Annotated in this window: 21 protein-coding genes; 8 read left to right on the forward strand and 13 right to left on the reverse strand. The window is 45.3% G+C overall.

The window, feature by feature from the left end; translation table 11 throughout:
* Positions 1-26: 26 nt before the first annotated feature.
* Positions 27-797: a tyrosine-protein phosphatase gene (locus tag BC8716_RS08225; protein WP_094424747.1), complete on the forward strand. Its 771-nt coding sequence runs from the start codon at positions 27-29 to the stop codon at positions 795-797.
* Positions 798-1,090: 293 nt separating this feature from the next.
* Here BC8716_RS08225 and BC8716_RS08230 read toward each other — a convergent pair whose 3' ends face one another.
* The 5 genes from BC8716_RS08230 to BC8716_RS08250 form a co-directional block, all read right to left on the reverse strand.
* Positions 1,091-1,540 (reverse strand): hypothetical protein, encoded by a 450-nt coding sequence (locus BC8716_RS08230; RefSeq protein ID WP_094424750.1) that lies wholly within the window; start codon positions 1,538-1,540, stop codon positions 1,091-1,093.
* Positions 1,541-2,335, reverse strand: coding sequence for a DUF3100 domain-containing protein (locus BC8716_RS08235; RefSeq protein WP_011248646.1), 795 nt, complete (start codon positions 2,333-2,335; stop codon positions 1,541-1,543).
* A gap of 57 nt (positions 2,336-2,392) precedes the next feature.
* The gene (locus tag BC8716_RS08240) at positions 2,393-3,244 is read right to left on the reverse strand and encodes an NAD(P)-dependent oxidoreductase (protein ID WP_094424752.1); all 852 of its coding nucleotides are present in this window, start codon (positions 3,242-3,244) and stop codon (positions 2,393-2,395) included.
* A gap of 9 nt (positions 3,245-3,253) precedes the next feature.
* A complete protein-coding gene (locus BC8716_RS08245; RefSeq protein ID WP_094424754.1) occupies positions 3,254-4,705 on the reverse strand; it encodes an aldehyde dehydrogenase family protein in 1,452 nt (483 codons plus the stop codon).
* Positions 4,706-4,779: 74 nt separating this feature from the next.
* A complete protein-coding gene (locus tag BC8716_RS08250) occupies positions 4,780-6,303 on the reverse strand; it encodes a helix-turn-helix domain-containing protein (RefSeq protein ID WP_169715924.1) in 1,524 nt (507 codons plus the stop codon).
* 252 nt (positions 6,304-6,555) lie between these two features.
* Between BC8716_RS08250 and BC8716_RS08255 the strand changes: the two genes are divergently transcribed.
* Genes BC8716_RS08255 through BC8716_RS22775 form a run of 3 tightly spaced genes read left to right on the forward strand, consistent with a single transcriptional unit; the run spans position 6,556 to position 7,969 of the window.
* Positions 6,556-7,665 carry a response regulator aspartate phosphatase gene (locus BC8716_RS08255; protein ID WP_094424758.1) on the forward strand — a complete coding sequence of 370 codons (1,110 nt, stop codon included), beginning with the start codon at positions 6,556-6,558 and terminating at the stop codon, positions 7,663-7,665.
* Complete coding sequence (locus BC8716_RS22770) at positions 7,662-7,784, forward strand: hypothetical protein (RefSeq protein ID WP_257006153.1); 123 nt, start codon at positions 7,662-7,664, stop codon at positions 7,782-7,784. Before BC8716_RS08255 ends, BC8716_RS22770 begins: the two co-directional genes overlap by 4 nt.
* A 59-nt stretch (positions 7,785-7,843) precedes the next feature.
* Complete coding sequence (locus BC8716_RS22775) at positions 7,844-7,969, forward strand: hypothetical protein (RefSeq protein ID WP_257007993.1); 126 nt, start codon at positions 7,844-7,846, stop codon at positions 7,967-7,969.
* 420 nt (positions 7,970-8,389) lie between these two features.
* On the opposite strand, the gene BC8716_RS08260 is transcribed toward BC8716_RS22775, so the two are convergent.
* Positions 8,390-9,301 carry an SDR family oxidoreductase gene (locus BC8716_RS08260; protein WP_094424760.1) on the reverse strand — a complete coding sequence of 304 codons (912 nt, stop codon included), beginning with the start codon at positions 9,299-9,301 and terminating at the stop codon, positions 8,390-8,392.
* 82 nt (positions 9,302-9,383) lie between these two features.
* Here BC8716_RS08260 and BC8716_RS22980 point away from each other — a divergent pair, with 82 nt between their 5' ends.
* Both BC8716_RS22980 and BC8716_RS08270 read left to right on the forward strand, forming a co-directional pair.
* Positions 9,384-9,821: an HTH domain-containing protein gene (locus BC8716_RS22980; RefSeq protein WP_312009493.1), complete on the forward strand. Its 438-nt coding sequence runs from the start codon at positions 9,384-9,386 to the stop codon at positions 9,819-9,821.
* 58 nt (positions 9,822-9,879) lie between these two features.
* On the forward strand, positions 9,880-10,296 hold the full coding sequence (locus BC8716_RS08270) for a gamma-glutamylcyclotransferase family protein (RefSeq protein WP_094424762.1): 417 nt from the start codon (positions 9,880-9,882) through the stop codon (positions 10,294-10,296).
* Positions 10,297-10,423: 127 nt separating this feature from the next.
* On the opposite strand, the gene BC8716_RS08275 is transcribed toward BC8716_RS08270, so the two are convergent.
* The 7 genes from BC8716_RS08275 to BC8716_RS08305 all read right to left on the reverse strand — a co-directional run bounded on the left by BC8716_RS08275 (position 10,424) and on the right by BC8716_RS08305 (position 18,660).
* On the reverse strand, positions 10,424-11,776 hold the full coding sequence (locus tag BC8716_RS08275) for an aminotransferase (protein ID WP_302467380.1): 1,353 nt from the start codon (positions 11,774-11,776) through the stop codon (positions 10,424-10,426).
* The gene (locus BC8716_RS08280) at positions 11,773-13,017 is read right to left on the reverse strand and encodes a Zn-dependent hydrolase (RefSeq protein WP_094424764.1); all 1,245 of its coding nucleotides are present in this window, start codon (positions 13,015-13,017) and stop codon (positions 11,773-11,775) included. The genes BC8716_RS08275 and BC8716_RS08280 overlap by 4 nt, the downstream gene beginning before the upstream one ends.
* Positions 13,004-13,252 (reverse strand): hypothetical protein, encoded by a 249-nt coding sequence (locus BC8716_RS08285; RefSeq protein WP_094424766.1) that lies wholly within the window; start codon positions 13,250-13,252, stop codon positions 13,004-13,006. The genes BC8716_RS08280 and BC8716_RS08285 overlap by 14 nt, the downstream gene beginning before the upstream one ends.
* A gap of 63 nt (positions 13,253-13,315) precedes the next feature.
* Positions 13,316-14,731: a dihydropyrimidinase gene (hydA, locus tag BC8716_RS08290; RefSeq protein WP_094424768.1), complete on the reverse strand. Its 1,416-nt coding sequence runs from the start codon at positions 14,729-14,731 to the stop codon at positions 13,316-13,318.
* Positions 14,732-14,781: 50 nt separating this feature from the next.
* Entirely contained in the window at positions 14,782-16,041 is a 1,260-nt protein-coding gene (preA, locus tag BC8716_RS08295) for an NAD-dependent dihydropyrimidine dehydrogenase subunit PreA (protein ID WP_094424770.1), read from the reverse strand.
* Positions 16,042-16,052: 11 nt separating this feature from the next.
* Positions 16,053-17,399, reverse strand: coding sequence for an NAD(P)-dependent oxidoreductase (locus BC8716_RS08300; RefSeq protein ID WP_094424772.1), 1,347 nt, complete (start codon positions 17,397-17,399; stop codon positions 16,053-16,055).
* A gap of 469 nt (positions 17,400-17,868) precedes the next feature.
* Complete coding sequence (locus tag BC8716_RS08305; protein ID WP_094424774.1) at positions 17,869-18,660, reverse strand: DeoR/GlpR family DNA-binding transcription regulator; 792 nt, start codon at positions 18,658-18,660, stop codon at positions 17,869-17,871.
* 158 nt (positions 18,661-18,818) lie between these two features.
* Here BC8716_RS08305 and BC8716_RS08310 point away from each other — a divergent pair, with 158 nt between their 5' ends.
* Together BC8716_RS08310 and BC8716_RS08315 are read left to right on the forward strand one after the other, a co-directional pair.
* On the forward strand, positions 18,819-19,688 hold the full coding sequence (locus tag BC8716_RS08310; RefSeq protein ID WP_094424776.1) for a ketose-bisphosphate aldolase: 870 nt from the start codon (positions 18,819-18,821) through the stop codon (positions 19,686-19,688).
* Positions 19,689-19,718: 30 nt separating this feature from the next.
* Entirely contained in the window at positions 19,719-20,159 is a 441-nt protein-coding gene (locus BC8716_RS08315) for a PTS sugar transporter subunit IIA (protein WP_094424778.1), read from the forward strand.
* Positions 20,160-20,170: the final 11 nt, after the last annotated feature.

Here is a 20,170-nt window from a genome sequence, read left to right on the forward strand (position 1 = left end):
TAGCATCATGAAAGGAGGGGAAGCAAATGATTGATATCCATTGCCATATTCTCCCCGGTCTAGACGATGGGGCGCAAACACGCGAAGATAGTTTGGCGATGGCCCGCGAAGCTATAAAAGAAGGGATTTCTGAAATCATTGCCACCCCCCATCACCAACATCCGTCTTTTCAAAATGATGGTTCTTCCGTCCGCAAAGCAGTAGATGCCTTAAACAATGATTTAGAGGCTGCCGGCATAGAGCTAATCATTCGACCAGGGCAAGAACTCCGCCTTTATGGCGAAATGACTCAGGGATTGGCTAGCGGGAGTGGCCTTGCACTGGCCGACAGCAAATATGTACTGATTGAATTCCCGAGTTCAGAAGTGCCGGCTTATGCAGCAAGGCTGCTTTATGAAATCGGTAGTGAAGGGTATATTCCTGTTATTGCCCATCCAGAACGGAATAAAGTATTCAAGGAAGATCCAGATAAGCTCTATGAACTGGTGAAAAATGGCGCTCTTACCCAGCTTACGTCTTCCAGTGTGACAGGCTACTTTGGCAAAGATATTGCTACCTTTAGCAGAGAGCTTGTCGAAGCCAACCTTGTCCACGTGCTAGCTTCAGATGCCCACAATTTAGTGAACCGCACATTCCGGATGCAGGAAGCGTTCCACGTATTGGAGGAACACTATGGCCAAGACCTTGTTTACAGCTATCAAGAAAATGCCCGGCTTATTGCGGAAGACAAGCATGTGTACCTTGAGCCGCCAGAACGAGTCGTCAAAAAACGAAAAAAATGGCTAGGTTTGTTTTAATTTAGAGAAGTTGCTTGGTCAGGCCAATAAAAGTGCTTGCCAGACGAGGAGTGACGCCGAGGGAAGGTGTTAATAAATCGAAGGGACAGGAGCAATGGTTTTCTTGTCCATAAAATTTCAAAGCATCTGAGCGCGGTAAATGGAAATGTTTATCTAGAAGCTGCCTTTAATGGCGGCTTTTTTTATCCGTAAAAAAAGCCGTCGGAATGTCCGACGGCAGGTGGGGGATACGTGTTAGTTAGTATATCCACTAACGAAACGTCTATACATGGTAATCGTTGTTTTTGCCATTTTTAGATGATTCCTTGATAACGCAAGACAATTTCAGCGATAATCGCAGAGCCGATTAGCGTGCCAAAAAGAACGAGCAAACAAACGACCATTGCTTTCCAACCGATCGCCGCAAAATCAGCCCATGAACGGCCTATGGCAATACCGGCATAAGCGAGTATAGGTGTGGCAATAGAAAGCAATTGGATGTGGGAGGTGAGCTCAATGACGAGTGGACCCCACGGCGTCTCTGGTAAAGACAATATAATGCCGATGACAATGATATAAACGACACTCGGAATAGGGAAAGGCAGCGACTTTCCAAGAGCTTGCCCGACACAGGCAATTACGATTAGAAGAAGCATGCCAAAGGCAGCCTCACCAGAGAATGCTTGGTAGCCAAGCCAATTGCCAATAAACGCAACAAGACCAACAATAAAGAAGAGCATTATCGATTCTTGGATGGACTTCATCTATGGTCTGTCTCCTTTCCAACGCCTAAACAGCGCATACAACTTTTCCGTTAATGGCAAAGCAATGAAGACGCTCACAAATAAACCGGTGCCATAGGTGAGTAGGTTGCTGGCGCCAGCGAAAGCGATAATTTGCGTCTCAAACTCTGGATAAGCAGCAATGAGCGCCCCGCTTGCTGCTGCCATCATACTGCCGCTGCCAACTCCAGCAGCCATCGCCAACGATAAAGGATGGAGTGGGGTGAAAGTAGCTAAAAAACCAGAAATAAGTCCATAAAACAGAGCGCCAAAAACAGTGCCAAATACGTAAATCGTTGTAACCCCTTTGCCTTCTGGAGAGTCAAAGCCGAACTTGTCATAAATAATCCCTAAATTGGGCTCTCGTCCGATAGAGTGGGTCATGCCAATGCTTTCTCGCTTCATTCCTAGCAGCAAAACGGCAACGGGCAGTGCTAAGAAAATGGTGCCGAAATTGCCGATTTCTTGTAAAAGCAAGGCGGGACCAGCAGCAATCACATTTTTCAAGTCTGGCCCTATAGTGACACCGATTTTGGCAATCAGCAGCGCTACACTGAGCGTAATGATTGGTTCTGCATGTTTGGATTGTGTTTCTTTCACGAGTGGCGTGAAATACAAGGCTAACCCGAATACAAGGGCAAACAGCATCGGCAAGAGCATGATCATTCCTGCTCCTAAGCGAATTTCAATCACGCCAATCATTTCTGCAACGACAACAATGCCTAATACGAGTAAGTGAAGTCGCCAGTCGGTGAGGAAACGTTTTTGTTTATTCATAGTTCCCGCCTTTCTTGTGAACAGGGAAATCAATGGTGCAGAATCATTTCCAGGTAATTAGTAAACAGCAGTGGCGTCTTTCTCGCCTTTGCCTTGATGGAGCGCTGAGCGGTAGAGCTGGTTGACAGTGCCAGCAGCATGCTGGGGCTTGCGCGAATCTTGCGACAATGCCATGTAGAGTTCAAGATCTTTAGCCATATGCTTTAAGTAGAACAACACATTATCGTACGAGCCGGAAATTAAATTTTCTCCAAAAACGTCTAGGACGCGATTATGGCCAGAACTTTGTTGAATGATTTCGGCAAGAAGCCGTCTAGACACGCCATGGTCGCTAGCAACAGCCATTGTTTCGCTCAGCAGCGTCGTAATCCCAGCAACAAGCATGTTGTTGCACAGCTTGACCGTTTGCCCAGCTCCAGAATCGCCCACATACAGAATGGTATCGCCGAGTATGTCTAGTAGCGGTTTTACACTGAAGTAAGCATGTTTGTCGCCGCCAACCATGATTGTTAGCGTTCCGGCATCGGCTCCAGCAGGACCCCCGCTGACAGGGCAGTCTAGGTAATGAATTCCTTTAGCAGCAGCTGCTTTCTCCATTGCTAATGTCGTTTGCACATCCGTCGTGCTAAGATCCAATAAAAAGCCACCCGTTTGTATATGACAAAGCAAGCCTTCTTTGCCTGCAACTGTTTCGGCAACAATGTTCGGTGAAGGAAGAGATAGCAAGACATACTTTGCCTTCTTTGCTACAGCAGCACCGTTTTCGACAAAGCGAGCTCCTTGTTTTTCCAATGGTTCCCGCCATTTGGACATGTCGTCATAAATATAAACGGAATAGCCGGCGCTTAAAAGGGACGTAGCCATTCCTTTTCCCATTGCGCCACAGCCAATAAGACCAACTGTTTTCATCGCTACCTCCTAAGGTTTAAGATAGACTGCTTTTGTGTCAACCCAAAAATCAAGGGCAGTGCTTCCTTGTTCCCGCGGCCCAATGCTCGAATTTTTCTTGCCGCCAAAAGGCAATTGGTTTTCGTAGTGGTTGGAAGGGATGTTAATATGAGTCACCCCTGTTTCAATTCGGCGAACAAATTCATGGGCTTTTTGCAAATTGGTTGTATAAATGGCCGAAGAGAGACCAAAATCTGTCTGATTGGCGACGGCGATCGCTTCTTCAAAAGAATCGACTTCCATTATCGCCACTACGGGAGCGAACACTTCCTCTTGGGCAATGGCCATCTCTGGCGTAACGCCGCTTAGCACGGTCGGCGCGACGAAGTAGCCTTTGTCTTTTCCTTCACCTAAAAGACGCTTGCCGCCGCATTCTAGCTTCGCGCCTTCTTTAACAGCAATGTCTACATAATGGAGGTACTTGCGAAGCTGCGCCTCATTGGCAACGGGGCCGTTTTCCATGCTTTCATCAAAGCCATCGCCAACGCGAATGGCAGTTGCTTTTTCGACGAGTTTGGAAGTAACCGTTTTAGCGATGTTTTTAGGAACGATAACGCGAGAGGTTCCTGTGCAGCTTTGCCCGTTGTTCAGAAGCCCGCTAATGACGATTCCAGAAACAGCTTTATCCAAGTCAGCATCCTCTAAAATAACCGTTGCGTTTTTTCCGCCCATTTCCGCCTGCATTTTTCCTCCTCGGTTTGTAACGGATCGGCCTAATCGCAAACCGACATCGGAAGAACCAGTAAACGAAATTGCCTTTAACGTTCGATTTTCGCCTAATTCTTGTCCAACTTTGTCGCCGTCCCCGGTGACAAGATTCAAAACGCCTTTTGGTGTTCCTGCCTGGATAAACAACTCAACGAGTCTCGTGGCAATTTGGACAGTATCATTATGGGGCTTGTAAACCACTGTATTTCCTGCAATTAAAGCAGGGGCAATTTTATAAATCCCGATGCCTAAAGGGAAATTAAAAGGGGTAATGACGCCAACAGGACCAAGTGGCTCTTTGATCGTATAAGCAAACGTCTCGGGATTGCCTGCAGGCACAGTCTCTCCTGCCAGCCTATTGGCGGCGCCGCTAAAATGTTTGAGTGCTTGAATGGAGGCATCTACTTCTTTCCGAGCGGCGGCAATCGTTTTTCCAACTTCCTTTGTAATAATTGCCGCCAGTTTGTCCTTTTCTGCTGCTAATAAAGGCATTAATTGATAAAGGACGTCTGCCCGTTCAATTGCGCTTTTGTTTTTCCAGTTAGGAAAAGCAAAAGCGGCACTCTTAATGGCGAGCCGCGCATCTTCTGCTGTAGATGCTTGGTAGGCGCCAAGGATTTTATCATAGTTGGCAGGGTTGCTGCGATAAAAGACATTTCCTGAAATAGACGCTTTCCATTCGCCATCAATGTAGTTTAAGTATGTTTGCACCATGTGTCGATCACCTCAACTTGTGTTTGTTTGTCTATGATTATAATATTCTGACGAAACAAACGGGATATGGTGTGCTACATGTTTTTCGCCGTTTTATTGTGGCTGTCCACATACAGGTCATAGGCAACCATGAGTTGGAGCCACTGTCTTTCATTTTGAAAGGAAATGTCTAGTACTTGCTCGATCCGTTTCACTCGTTGATAGAGCGTGTTGACGTGGATGTGCAATTGTTTAGCCGTTTGTTGCCGGGCGCCTCTTCCGTTTTCGATTAATGCCGCAAGAGTGGCGATGTAATCAGGTTCTAGGTCGAGGAGTGGCTGCAAATAGTCAATCACAAAATCGCGCTTCGTCTGTTCGTCTAAAGAACGCCAAAGCCTGCGGCAGCCAAGGTTTTGATAACGAACAAGAGGGGCGTCGCTTTTCATTTCAGCAGCAAGCACCGCTTCCCGGTAAGACGAAGCGACGTCGGCAATCATCCTTGGGCGGCTTAGGCCGACAACTAGATGATAGTGGCGCTGCAAATAAGTCGCAAGCTGATCGATATAGGCACAAGAAGAAGCAAGGATGACATAACGCCCTTCGTAAACAGAAAAATGCCCATTTGGGAAGTAAGCTTGGACTGTTGTTTCAATTTGGCGAGTAAGCGCAATGTTGTCGCTAACACCGCCTGCAAGCACGAAACAATAAATAGGGGCGCGTGGCAAGGATTCTACAGAACGATAGTCTCCATTCAATAGGTCTTGGAACGCGCAATTGCGCCTGTGAAGCGCTTGTTCATAATCGTCATACTGTTTTTCAAGCTCGCTAGCAAGCATTAACGCAGCAAACTCAAGGATGTTCCGGTCGACCACTGATAAAGTCGCCAATGGCCGCCGGGGGCGAAGGTAACCGAGGCGTTTTCGCTTGCGTATGATCGGAATCGCTTCGTCTTCCTTCACACTCGCTTCAATCGTGCAAGGCGTGTGCACAAGCTGTTCCAACCGGGTAAGGACATGTTCCAGCCCTCCGTCATGCAACGATTGTGCGAGTATTTCTTTTGCATCGCTATAGGCGAGTGCCTGATGCAAGCGGACGTTCTCAATTGCCAGTGCTGCCTGGTGGGCAAGCCCGAGAGCAATGGCAACATCTTTTTTATGAAAAGGGATGCTGCTTGAATAGCGATTTAATGTAAATGTGCCAAGACAACGGCCATTGGACAGGAACGGCACATTAATGGAGCTCGTAACGTCGAGTTTGTATGTGCCCTCGCGAAACCATTTCCAGTTTTCTGGAGAGATGTTGGCCATGTTCTGCTTGATCTCATGTTTGCCGAGGCAAAGGTATGGTTTTTTGCTGAGAAACACTTTTCCCGTCAACGATTCACCGGGTTTAAAAGCGAGTCGCCGTAAACTTTGTACAGAGACGCCTGTGCCTGCGCCAAGCCGAAGCACTTTTTGATTCTCGTCGTATAAATAGATGATCGCCATATCCACATGAGGGATAAAGGCATCAACTGTGTCAAGCAATAGACGAAGAATGCTCTGCTCATCGCTTGCTTCGGCTGCTAACTGATTAAATCGAAAGAAAGTCGCTATGTCGTTTGCTTGTCCAACTTTCATTTTCATGCCCTCCATTCATTGAAAAAATAGATGATTCCAATTTTACTTGATTCGTTCTCCTTTTAGTAGAGTCGGCATGTATCGATGTGAAAATGTGGCCTATCGTGACGTTAATAGTAGTTTATTGTTTGGCTTGTGGGCTATTCCGGCTTTTTTCGCCATGTTGGGAAAACAGCCAACATGATATACATTTTTAAAATCCTTGGATATAATCAGGATAAGTTACCAATTACTTCCGAAAGGTTGGTGCCTATGGCTTCTTCTATTTCACCTGAAAAATTAGGCGCAAAAATTGTTGAATGGTACAGCTGTATCGTCTCTCGTGAGGTTGAACAAGCAGAAGAATATAAACAGGAAATTGGCCAATTGGTCAATCAGCTTGAAAGATCCGACGAAAAAGTGTTGTCCTATTACTCGCTTGTTTTGTTTCGCCATCAACTACTAACCGAAGATGTGCAACAAAAAAGGGTTGAACCAACGAGCCTCCAGGCTGTTAATGTAGAGGATACGATTTATGATGGCTTGTTAGCGTTTCTATATTATTTTATGAGTGGGCAATATGAGTTTTATGAAGGGCGGTATCAATCAGCGCTTCGTCTATATAAGATCGCTGAACAGAAAATTGACCACGTTCACGATCAATCAGAGAAAGCCGAATTTTATTTCCGTTTAGGAGAAAGTTATTTTCGCATCGACCAATATACATTTGCTGTCTCTTATCTTGAACAGGCAATTGATTTGTTTGAGGAACAACAATTTTATTTGGAGCGGATTTTAAATTGTAGGTTGCTTTTAGCAGCTATAAAAACAGAACTGAATCTGTTTGATGAGGCTGAAAAAGAGTACCAATCTGCACTTGCTGACGCAACGCCTTATCCAACGACGCACGCTCTTCTGTTAAGGGCATTAGGGCTTAATCGTGTCCGCCAAAAAAAGTTACATGAAGCGGAAATGTATTTTGCTGAAGCGCTAACGATTGGTGATCATTCTAAAAGTGTAGAAGGACTTAAAACAAAGGCTAACTTGGCCAATGTTCGCTTGCGCCAGAATGCCAACAATGCAGAAGCAATTCGTTTGTTACAAGAAGCAAAAGCAGGAGCGACAGCCATTCATCTCGAAGAATGTATGGTACGCTGTGCCATCACGGAAGCATTGTACATAAACGAAGGGAGGGACGAGCGACTTACAAGTGAGTTGCAACGACTGTTGGAGCGAGAATTTTACACTGAGTATTCAGAACTAGCAGAAGAGATTGCTGAATACTATAAACAACAATCGTTGCTTGAAAAGGCCTTTTATTACATGAAAGAAGCGCTTCATTACCGTACTAATATGAAAATGATAGGAGTTGAACAGCAATGAAACGAATATTCCGTTTGGTATTGCTTGTCTGCTTTATTTTTGTTCCGTTTGTGGATGGAGCCAACGCAGAAACATCTACTCCGATTGAACCACAAGAAAAACCAGGCACGGCGACATAACGGAGAAATTCCTTTAACCGTCCTAATATGAAAATCTTAGGGTCAGGAGCTGAACAACAATGAAACGAATGATCGGTATGATCGTAATCGTCAGTTTTATTTTTGTACCATTTATTGAGAATGGAGCCAAAGCCGAAACGGCTGTTCCAGTGGAAACGCAAGGTAAGCCTGACACTGCGACATAACGAAGAATTCTTGTACAAAAAACACTAATGCCTAAGCGTTAGTGTTTTTTAATTCCGTTTTTTAAGATATTTCCACAAACAGGGTAAGAAGCGGCAGGATCTCCCCGCGCTAGTATGGTTTCGTTAAAGTTAATCGATTGCAAAAGTGTTGAATGAATCCTGTTGCAATAATCGCTATTTAGGAGGCATCCATTTTTTATAAAAGAATTAATCGCGACTATTCATTTATTGGCTGGGATTTTCGGTATATTTTTTAACCACACTAACCCACCCATCCTTATTCCAATACTATTCTTTGTCCTCGGTGGTTACTATTTTTTACAGCATTATTTAATCAAACAAGGAGAAAATAAGGCTGATTAAAATCCTTATTTGCGGAAAGAGTACGAATTGCAGTTGTGTTAATTTAATATAAGTTTTTTAACGATAGCCGGTAGCATCTGCTTGTTTGCCAGCATCCTGCACTTCCACGATATAGCGCCAACAATCTGGCTGAGAACCATCAAGATCAGTGAAACCATAAACCTGTGCAAGCTTTCCGCTTGACAGAGATTGACCGTTCCAACGTGAGACTTCGAGATCTCCAGCAAGGGCTGCAACAGCTCGACCCACATAACGTGGCGTTTCTGAGATGACGAAATGAGGTTCTTTCTTAGTAGCGTCAAGCCAGTTTTCTTCCTTGACACCATAATGATCAAGCATAATTTCGGATCGCATCCAGCCTGGGGTTAAGGAGACAGCTGTGCAATGATGCTGTACTAATTCGTGTGCGAGCCCTTCTGCCATACGGATGACTGAGGTTTTCGCTAGATCATAAAACATTGGTAAGCGATAGTTCTCATTATTATACTCTTTTGTGCCATCGGTCATTTCTATGACAAGTCCACCTTCGTTTTTGATGAGCAATGGTAATGCGTAGTGGCTCGTAATCAAATGAGTATCAATCGCTAAGCGAAGCATTCTTAAGCCTTTTTCAAGCGAATGCTCCCATACTCTCGTATTCCCATCAACAAGATATTCACCTCCCCAAATATCATTTACAAGTATATCTAACCTTCCATGTTCTTTCTCAATTCTTTCAATTAAGGACTGTACTTGTTCATGAATAAGATGGTCAGCTTGAACAGCAATTCCGATTCCACCTATGTTATTTACTAAATCCGCTGTTTCTTCAATCGTTTCAGGGCGCCCGTATTCAGATATCTCGTTTCGGGTAGTACGCCCAGTGATATAGACAGTAGCCCCTGCGGCACCCAATTCCATTGCAATTCCACGTCCGGCTCCCCTTGTACCACCAGCTACTAAAGCTACTTTTCCTTCTAAAGGTTTCATTTATGTCACCCTCCATTTTTAGAATATCCATAGTATAATACTTAATGATGACATCCTTTGTCATATATAAATTTTCTAAAAGGTGATAAATACGCGTGGGGATCGGTTACTATCTATATTACTGTTGCTTCAAAATAGAGGTAAATTAACAACCAATGAATTAGCCAAAGAACGTACTATTCATCGAGATATGGTGGCATTGAGTACAGCAGGTATTCATATTTTAGCTGAACGGGGGAAATTCGGCGGATGGAGATTACTTGAACAATATCGGACAAATTTAACGGGTTTAAAAGATAATGAAATTAAGTCTTTGTTTATTTCGCCATCACTCCAGTTACTAAATAGAGCAGATGGAGGCAGAACAGGCACTTATACAAAAGCTGGCGAAGAACTAACAACGAATAAAAAGGGCAACAGTTACATTAGCTATGCTGACTTTGCCATTGCCATCGCCGATGAAGTGGAGCAAGCTTCCGTATTAAAAGGCCGTTTTTCCGTTGTAGGGGATGAACTGTAAGTATACCAGATTTTTTGAAGAAACCGAGTAGCAATCTGTCAGAATAGGGTGTGGTGTGATGCAAGGAAACAACAAAAATCTCCTATTCGTTTATGGGACATTGCGAAAAGGCGGCGCCAACGACCATTACTTGCAGCACAGCGAGTTAGTAGAGGGTATGTGTTGGATCACAGGGGAAATGCACAATACACCATTTGGCTATCCGATTGTTCGTTTTCGCGGCCAGGAGAAAATTAGAGGCGAGCTTTATGCTGTCACCAGCGAAGAACTTGTCCGTATTGACAAATTAGAAGGCTACGATCCAAAAGGCAAAAGCGAAAATGAGTATGAGCGTGTCGAATGCACTGTCTATACAGACGAAAGCGAGGCAACTGCTTACACGTATATTGCTGGAAAAGGTTTCGCCCCTATCAATGAACCAATCATTGGTGGGGATTGGCTCGTTTTTTTGGCAAGAAAGAAAACGGGACGTTGACGGTTGGAATGTATTTCCCTACTGAAAAGGGGGCTAACAGGAAGACAGCGGATGAAGATCTAAGTGAAGCCAGTGGAGAAGCCGCATTGGAAATAGGCGAGCAAACGCGCTCGCCTTAGATTGATGCTTATGCAAATGTACGCAGAACGCTGGACACGGTATCAACGAGAAAAGCTAAATCTTCTTCGCTAGAAGTGAGTGGTGGGGCGATAATTAAAACATTGCCTCCTCCTGGAATCGTGTCGCTGTTTTTGCCGATGATCAGCCCTTGTTTTTGGCAAGCGTTTACAATCGCTTTCATTGTATCGTCATCAGCTGGCTCCTTGATCTGTTTATCTTGAACAAGTTCTATGCCGTAAAGGAAGCCAATTCCGCGCACTTCGCCGACAATCGAAAGTTGTTCAAGTTGTTTTAGCTTGCTGAGAATAGTGCGGCATAGCGCTTCGACTCGATTGACAATTTGTTCACGTTCAATAATATCAATCGTTTTTAACGCGACCGCGCAAGACGCCGGGTGTCCGCCGTAGGTGGAGATGTGGCGGAAATGGCTGGTCTCGCCTTTTCCGTCGAATGCTTGATACACATTTTCGGCAACGCACGTAGCGCCTAGTGGGAGATAGCCGCTCGTAAGCCCTTTTGCCAGTGTGATGATGTCAGGTTTGAAATCGTCATCGCCATGCATAAAGCCAAACAGTTTACCGGTCCGGCCGAAACCAGAGACGACTTCATCTAAAATGAGCAAGACTTGATAGCGATCGCAAATGTCGCGGACACGTTTGTAATAGTCGTTTGATTGAGGGGAAATGACGCCGCCGCCGGAAATAATCGGTTCCATTATAAATGCGGCGATTGTTTCAGGACCTTCCCATAAAATCGTTTGTTCAAGAAAATCAGCGGCCCGTTGGTCGTCTTCCGCAGCAGAGCCAAAGCTTGATCGATAGGCGTAAGGCGGTGGAATATGCAAAAAGCCAGGCAAAGCAGCGTCGTACTTTATTTTGCGGTTTGCTTGGGCCGTAGCCGCAAGGGCGCCAAGGGAGTTGCCATGATAGCCGCGGTAACGGGAAATGATTTTTTGTTTTTCTGGGGAGCCGGTTTGCTTATGGTATTGGCGCGCGATTTTAAAGGCCGTTTCGTTCGCGTCAGAGCCGCCGTTGGCAAAAAAGGTGCGAAACCCGCCACCAAGCAAAGCGGCTAATTTTTCAGCCAAAGCGATCGCTGGCTGGTGGCCAAGGGAAAGGGGAAAGTAGGCAAGTTTGTTCATTTGCTCAGTCGCTGCTTCAATGATTTCCGTTTGCCCGTGTCCAAGGTTTAGGCACCATAGCCCGGATACGCCGTCCATGTAGCGGTTGCCATTTATATCCGTAAACCAAGACCCTTCACCTGAATCGGCGATAAGGGGCGCGGCCCCTGGACGTTGCATCGCATGCCAGACATATTGCTCGTCTTTTTTAGCCAATGTCGGTTCCATTCCAGTATTCACTGTTTAATCGCCTCCTCGTGCATCGTTCGTTTCAATGCGGTTTCCAATAGGACATTGACGCCCTTTTCGCAGTCCTCCCAAGAAGTCCATTCTTCCTCCGCGTGACTAATTCCTCCCCGGCTTGGAACAAATATCATGGCTGTCGGGACAAGGAAAGAAATAAATTGAGCATCGTGGCCAGCACCGCTCACCATGCGTTTATATGGATAGCCGAGTGCTTTAGCCGATTCTTCTACTTGGGCGACGAGGCTGTTGTTAAACCAAACCGTCTCTCGGCTCCATCGCTTTGTTGCCTGACACGGAAGGGGGCACGCTGCGGCAACTTCCTGAATCACAGTCTCTACTGCAGCCAGTACTGCTTCGTCTTGGTGCCTAGCTTCAAGAGTGAAGACAGCACGGCCAGGAATGACTGTATGGATGTTCGGGAATACATTAAAGCGTCCGATCGTATAAACGAGCGTGTCGTCTAACGGTGCTAGCTTTTCATGGAAAGCCGTCATGCAGGCGTTGGCTGCCGTTAGTGCATCATGACGCATCCGTTGTGGCGTTGTTCCGGCGTGGTTGGATTTGCCACAAATCTCGATTTCGTAACAAACCATGCCAACAACGCACTCAACGGCGCCAATGGTTTGCTTTTCTGCTTCTAAAACCGGCCCTTGTTCGATATGCAGTTCTAAAAAAGCGCTTGCGTCCGTCAGCCGATGGTGGGCCGAGCCAGCAAAACCACTCGCCGCCAGAGCCTCTCCAAAAGAAACGCCATCTTGGTCTGTTGATTGCATCATTGCGTCTTTGTTAAATTTTCCAGCCAAAATCCCTGATGCCATCATCGAAGGCTCAAAACGGGCGCCTTCCTCGTTGGTGAAATTGATCAGTCCGAGGGGCACATTTAATTCAAGCTTATGTTCGACTACTGTGCGTAGCACTTCTAAGGCGCCTGCAACACCGAGGACACCATCGAAACGCCCGCCTTTTTTAACGGTATCAAGATGGGAACCAAGATAGACGGGCGGGGCATTGCGCTGTTTTCCTGGAATTACACTGTACATGTTTCCGAGATCGTCCGTCGTTACTACAAGCCCGAGCGCTTCACATTGCTGGCGCAAATAAGCCCGTGCTTGCTTGTCTTCTTCAGACAAGGCAAGGCGTGTCACGCCATTGTTGCCTGTTGCCCCGAATGCTGCGAACGCCTGGAGCGTTTGTTTAAGCCGTTCGCGATTGATTGCTAACTTATTGGTGTTCATGGGCATTGCCTCCTTGGCTAGTAACGGTTTGCCAGGCTTGCCCTTTACAAAAAAGGGTTGAAGCATATTTACGTGCGTTGGCGTTTGCTGCTAAAAAGGTTTTGGTTGCCCCTGCTTTCATGAACAATACCGTTGAGCCGTTTAAGTGATCGGAAATAGATGTAATTTTATAGCCGTCTGCGATAAGCGCATCAATTGCTCCTTTTTCTTTTTGAAAGTCGATGTGTTCAGCCATCAAACCTCTCCTTTCGACATCGCTTGTTCATGTTTGCGGAATAAATGGGCAAGTGCCCACATATCAGCGCTGGCCTACTAAATCATTCGTCCATAACTCCCCATAACGCGCCCGTTTTAAAAACGCTCCTTCTCCTGGAGTGCCGACATAGGTTTGATCGCGGACGATAACTTTTCCCCGCGACAGCACGGTCCGCGGCGTCCCTTTTACGCGCATTCCTTCAAAGGCGCTGTAATCAACAGCGAGGTGGTGTGTACGAGCTGATAGCACACGCTCTTCTTCGGGGTCAAACAAAACGATGTCTGCATCGGCTCCAACAGCGATGCAGCCTTTTTTCGGATACAGTCCGAACAGTTTGGCTGCTCGTGTCGAGACGAGGTCGACAAACTCGTTGAGGCCGATGCGCCCTCTGGCTACGCCTTCTGAATACAGGAGCGAAAAGCGGTCTTCAATAATAGGCCCGCCATTTGGGATTTTTGTAAAGTCGTTAACGCCCAAGTCTTTTTGGCCAGCGAAGTCAAACGAACACTGGTCGCTGCCGATTGTTTGCAATGTCCCCGTTTTTAGCGCCTTCCAGAGGGCGTCTTGGTGCTGTTTTTCCCGCAGCGGTGGCGACCATACATATTTCGCTCCTTCAAATCCAGGTTTTCGCAACATGCTTTCATCAAGCACTAAATATTGCGGGCATGTTTCGCCCCAAATGTCTGCCCCGTTCTTTCGCGCTTCGGCAATTTGTTGGACGGCCTCTTGGCAAGTGACATGGACAACATACAGCTGCGATCGTGCAAGGGAGGCGAGCTGGCAAGCACGCCCGGTCGCTTCTCCTTCTGCTTCGACAGGACGGGTGAGAGCGTGGTAAATTGGCGCCGTTTTTCCTTCTTTCAACGCTTGCTTTGTTAAATAATCAATGACGTCGCCATTCTCGGCATGGACCATAACTAAAGCGCCTAGTTCTTTCGCTTTTGTGAGCGTCTCAAATAGAGTGGCATCATCGGCTTGGAACACATGCTTATACGCCATGAATACTTTAAAGGATGAAATGCCTTCGGTGGAGACGATCGCTGGCAATTCATTGAGCACAGCTTCATTGATTTCACCAATCATTAAATGGAAGCCGTAGTCAATGGCTGCTTTTCCTGCTGCTTTTTTATGCCATGCTTCTATCGCCGTTTGCAACGGCTTTTCTTTCTCAGTCAGGCAAAAATCAATGATCGTTGTTGTCCCGCCATAGGCAGCCGCAATCGTTCCTGTTTCAAAATCGTCTTTTGTGACGGTGCCCCCAAACGGCATGTCCAGATGTGTATGGGGATCAATGCCGCCAGGAAAGACAAAGCAGCTGCTTGCATCGATAATTTCGTCTACTCCTTGAACAGCCAATTGTTGGCCAATTTGCGCAATCGTTTCCCCTTCGATTAACAAGTCAGCTTTATACGTATCAGAAGCAGTCACGATCGTCCCGTTTTGTATGAGTCGTTTCATTGTTTTCCCCCTACCATATCTTTTTTCGGCCGCTTGTGTTTAAGTTCGGTTCAGTCATTGGCAATAGCAGCCTGCCGTTCATTCCAAGACATTGGCGGCAGCCCGTTCGGTTTTGGCACCATTGCAATCGCTCCCTCTACTGGGCAAACAATGGAGCACAAATTGCAGCCAACGCATTCGTCTTCATCGACTTTCAAGTAAGGAGCACCGTTCTCGTCTGTATAGCGGCCAATGCATTGGTGGGCCGTGTCTTCACAAGAGATGTGGCATTTGTTGCAGTTGATGCATACATCCTGATTGATTCGAGCGACGACTTGATGGTTTAAATTGAGGTTGCCCCATTCAGAATAGCGATGAACCGATTGGCCAACTAAATCTTGCACAGAAGCAAGCCCTTTTTCCTCTAAATAGGCGGATAGCCCATCAAGCAAATCCTCGACAATGCGAAAGCCGTGGTGCATGGCAGCGGTGCACACTTGCACGTTTGAAGCGCCCATCAGCAAAAATTGCACCGCATCTTGCCAAGTAGCAATGCCGCCAATTCCTGAAATCGGTATATCGACATTCGGATGGCGGGCGCAATCGCCAAGCATATGCAAGGCAATTGGCTTAACAGCTGGGCCGCAGTAGCCGCCATGAGTGCCTAGGCCATCGACGTTCGGTATCGTTTGCCAAGTGTCGATGTCGACGCCGGCAAGGCTGTTGATTGTGTTAATCAAACTAATGGCATCAGCGCCCCCTTGAGCAGCGGCCTCGGCAGTGGCGGTAATATCAGTAATATTTGGCGTCAGTTTGACGATAACAGGTGTCGTTGCCACTTCTTTTACCCAAGCTGTTTGCTGTTCAACGAGCGCAGGCACTTGGCCAGAGGCCGAACCCATGCCTCGTTCCGCCATGCCATGGGGACAGCCAAAATTTAGTTCAAGACCGTCCACTCCTACTGCCTCGACGCGTTTGACAATCTCATGCCACTTTTCCTGTTTAGGTTCCACCATTAATGAGGCGACAATGGCATGATTGGGGAAACGTTTTTTTGTATCGGCGATCTCTCGCAAATTAACATCCAGCGGGCGGTCTGAAATCAATTCAATGTTATTAAAACCTGCCACGCGCTTGCCATTGAAGTGGAGGGCAGCGAAACGGGAGGTTGAGTTCATAATCGGTTCGCCAAGCGTCTTCCAGACCGCCCCACCCCAACCAGCCTCAAACGCCCGCTGAACTTGATAGCCAGAGTTGGTCGGCGGAGCGCTGGCAAGCCAAAATGGGTTAGGCGATGTGATGCCAGCTAAATTGCTAATGAGGTCAGCCATCGAATTCCTCCTTATGCGCTCGTTTCAGCCCGTTGGCTGCGTCGTTTTTTATCAATTGCGTACGCCGCTTGCTTTCCTTGTTCGGCAGCCGCAACTACCATTGCTTCACCTTGCCCTTGGCCGAATATCGCGTCGCCGCAGGCAAAAACGCCTTTTACAGATGTTTCATAGTGATGGTCAATTGAAATAACACCGTTGTGTGTAGCAATGCCAACATCGTCGAGCCAACGATGGCGCGCTTGCCCAATCGCTTTAATAATGAAGTCGGTTTTGATGACAAAAGTCGCTCCTGTTGGAATCGGTGTTCTTCGTCCGCTTTCATCTGCCTCGGCTAAAGCCATTTCAGCGCATTTTAAAGCAGTTACGCGCCCTTTTTCATCACCAAGCACAGCGATAGGGGAGACAAGCCAGCGAAATTCAACGCTGTCTTGCTTAGCAAACTCATATTCAAATTGGTAAGCAGTCATTTCCGCTTCTGTGCGGCGATAAAGAACTTTGACGTTTTCCGCCCCTAAACGGACGGCGCATGTCGCTCCATCAATCGCTGTGTTGCCGGCGCCGATGACAACGCCTCGTTTTCCTTGGAATTGTTGGGGCAATGTGGTGGACTTCGTTGCCTTTACAAGATCAATGGCATCATAAACACCATGAAGTTCTTCGCCGGGAATGCCGAGAGGGGGCACGTTTGCCATGCCAACTGCTAAAACGACAGCATCAAAGGATTGCTGTAGTTCTGCAAGAGAAAGGTCGACTCCAATACGGGTGTTCGTCTGAATCGAGACGCCGAGAGACTTGACCTGTTCGACTTCCCATAAAGAGATGCGCTTTGGCAGACGGAATGAGACGATGCCGTACGTATCAAGGCCGCCGGCTTCCGTTTCTGCCTCATAAACGGTTACCGCATAGCCAAGCAAAGCAAGCTCCCGCGCGGCAGATAATCCTGCCGGCCCTCCGCCGACAACCGCTACTTTCTGTCCGTTTCGTTTGCCCGCTGTAAACAATGGTTTCTCGTTTTGGATCGCCCAATCAGTCGCATAACGCTGCAATTTGCCGATCATAATCGGTTTCGATGTCTGATTCAGAACACACGCGCCTTCACATAGTTCTTCCGTCGGGCAAACCCTGGCGCAACTGGCTCCGATCGGGTTAGCCTCCATGATCGTCCGAGCGGAGCCTGTCAAATTATTTGTTGTGATTTTTTGAATGAATGAGGGGATGTCAATTCCTGTGGGACATGCAGTAATGCATGGTGCATCATAGCAATAAAGGCACCTAGTTGCTTCATCTGTCGCTTCTTGGGTGGATAATGGCGGTTCGACTTCTTGGAAATTCAATGGGATGGATTCCGATCGTTCCATATAATAGCCTCCCTTTTGTGACAGTACCAGTTAGGCACAAGCTGGTATTTAAATAACTATATGATAGAAATAATTGAAAATCACTGTTATCGTTAGATTTTCTATCCAATTCCGAATTAATTGGACAAAGTGGCTTCTTCTTTTAAATGGAGAACAGCATCGGGGCAGCCAATTCGTTTAGATAGCCCTATTTTGAAATAATTAAGAGGTCAGAACAAGTTGACTACATTTGATTGGTATTCCGTCAAGTAGACAGTGGAATTTAAAACATTAAGCGGCCTAAGCTCTATACTCCATAGAACAAAGGCCGCTTTTATATCTATGATGATTATAAAAGTGATGTACTCACTTATTGCAAGAGAAAGTTTCGCAAATGTCTAATATATAACCATACTTCTTACTTTTCAGTGTTCCCCAAAAAGATGGATCCATCATAAAGATCAAATACGACTTGGCCTTTGGGGCTATGTCAACGAATTCCATAGGTTCGTAAAGGAATCAATGCGCTATATTTGTTTTGAATAGCTTTATCTAAGCCAGAATCAGAGATAAGAATATCGGCACAATCTAGTGAACCAAAGGTGGAACTCGAGTCTTGATTAAACTTTGTATGATCGATGAGAGCGATTTTTAATTTAGCTCGTCTTAAGTTTTCTTTTTTTGTTTTAACTTCTTCAATATTAAACTCTGAAAACCCGCTTTCGATTGATAAACCAGATGCAGAAAAGAAGTATTTATCAATGTTAAATCGGTCTAAAATAGGATCTTGAAATTCATCATGGATTGTATTTGAATCTGTCCGTACAATGCCCCCAAAAATAATGACAGTTAAATTTGGATTTTGCTTTAAAATCATCGCTGTTGATAGCCCATTTGTTAGAATAGTATTTTTGTTTTTATAGGATGGGTCGGCTAATAATGAAGCAAATTCAAAGCAGGTTGAACTTGAGTCTAGTAAGAGTGTGTCTCTTTCATTTACTAAAGATAGCGCTACTTGAGCGATTTCTTCTTTTTCTTTTTTATTGATGGAAGCACGAATATTGTACATTACGATTTTATCTTTACTTTCTTCTTTTTTTCTTTTGTAAATAACCCCACCATGAGTTCGTTCAAAATCATCCGAGTCTGCCGTGATTCTATCCAGATCACTTCGAATTGTTGGAGCTGATACATTAAATGTTTTTGCTAATTCTTTGACATAAACAGTTCCTTTGCGGTAGATCTCCTTTTTTATTTTTTCTTCTCTTTCTTTAGCAAACATGACAACGCCACCTCTAACTGCATTTTTACTTAATTATAGCCGAAAATAGAAAAAAATAAACAAAAAAACGTTGACTTGTTTTTGTTTCAGGACTATAATTCACCTTAAAAAGAAAGTAAAAGAAACAAAAAGAAAATAAAGGGAAAGAGGTAGTGTCTATGTTAATTACAGGTAAAGAAATGTTGGATGTAGCAAAGGCAAATCATTTTGCTGTACCTGCATTCAATGCAGGTAGTGGTCAACTATTGACTGCGGTGATGGAAGCATGCGAAGAGGCAAAGGCACCGTTTATGATGGCGATCCACCCAGCCGAATTAGCTTTTTTACGTGATAGTTTTGTTAGTCAGGTTTTATATGAAGCTCAACATTCCAAAGTTCCAGTCGCTATTCATTTAGATCATGGCGCCACAATTGCACAAGTTGTTCATGCCATTCAATTAGGATTTACTTCAGTAATGATTGACAGTTCGCACCTACCATTCGAAGAAAATATTGCAGCTACTAAGAAAGTGGTTGAAATTGCTCATTCCATTGGTGTCTCAGTTGAAGCAGAATTAGGAACGATTGGGGATACGGGTAATACAGTTGAAGGTGGTATGAGTGAAATCATCTACACAGATCCGAAAAAAGCAAAGGAATTTGTTGAGCGTACAAACATTGACTCATTGGCGATCGCTATTGGTACAGCTCATGGCATCTATCCAAAGGATGCTGAGCCTAAGCTTCGTCTAGACATTTTAGAAGAAATTAACAAGTTAATTGATATCCCGTTAGTATTGCATGGTGGATCAAGTAATCCTGATCAGGAAATTGCTAAGTCGATCGAACTCGGTATCGCTAAAATTAATATCTCTTCTGATATTAAGATTTCATTTACAAATAAATTAAGAGAAATATTGAACAACGGCGATTCAGAAATTCGTGAGCCCAATGTCATTTTTCCTGACTGTATTGCAGCAGCTAAACAGACTTCTCTTGAAAAAATTAAGCTATTTAAAACGGATAACAAAATCCATTTGTATAAATGAAATTAAAATCTGAACTCATGAGGTGAACAGATGGATATTCTTAATGAAGAAATAATGGCAGTGAATGTACCAGGTACTACGAAAGAAGAGGCCATAAACACCTTGGCGAATTTGTTGAAAAAGAAAAACTATATTAGCGATGTTCCGTCATTTGAAAAAGATATTTATCATCGGGAATCGCTAGGTCAAACCGGCATTGGCAATTTTATTGCCATTCCTCATGGACTTAGTGAAAGCGCTTTAAAAAATGGGGTTGCTATCGGTAAGTTTTCGAATGAAATTCCTTGGGAGACTTTAGATGGAAAAGGGGTGAGAATTGTTTGTCTCTTTTGCGTACAGGCTGGAGATGGGCGTGAAAAGGAGCATTTGAAAATGCTGGCTAAGTTAGCTGGAAAACTAGGTAATGATGAAGTGGTAAACAACATATTGAAAGCGGATACAGTCCATGAGTTAAAGCAAGCATTTGCTTAAATGAAAATGAG

This window comes from Shouchella clausii (genome assembly GCF_002250115.1).
Classification (GTDB): Bacteria; Bacillota; Bacilli; order Bacillales; family Bacillaceae_D; genus Shouchella; species Shouchella clausii.